This is a genomic window from Pseudoalteromonas sp. GW168-MNA-CIBAN-0100 (assembly GCF_040309225.1).
GTDB classification, from domain to species: Bacteria; Pseudomonadota; Gammaproteobacteria; order Enterobacterales; family Alteromonadaceae; genus Pseudoalteromonas; species Pseudoalteromonas arctica.
Genome location: NZ_JBEOOL010000981.1, coordinates 1 through 243 on the forward strand (window position 1 = coordinate 1; position 243 = coordinate 243).

At 37.9% G+C, this 243-nt stretch carries 1 pseudogene; it reads right to left on the reverse strand.

From position 1 onward, the window contains the following. Positions 1-243, reverse strand: a pseudogene (locus tag AAEY62_RS24270) (protein PelE); the annotation flags it as partial.

Genomic DNA, 243 nt, shown 5'->3' on the forward strand with positions numbered 1-243 from the left:
CGAATATCATCTTCTAGATCTTTAAGTGCAAGTTTTAAAATAGGAATAGCGCGTGCGTCACTCATGTGACGTGCAGACATTACAGCACTTAAACGCTTATTAGGCTCACTGGCGTGTTTTAAAATAGCTTTTAAGCCACCAATAGAATAAGACGGATTTGCCGAAGTCATTTTAGCTTCAAAGGGAAGCGCTGGGATTTTATGTTCTTCTATTTCAATGTCGTCATTTTTGATTGGTTTACAT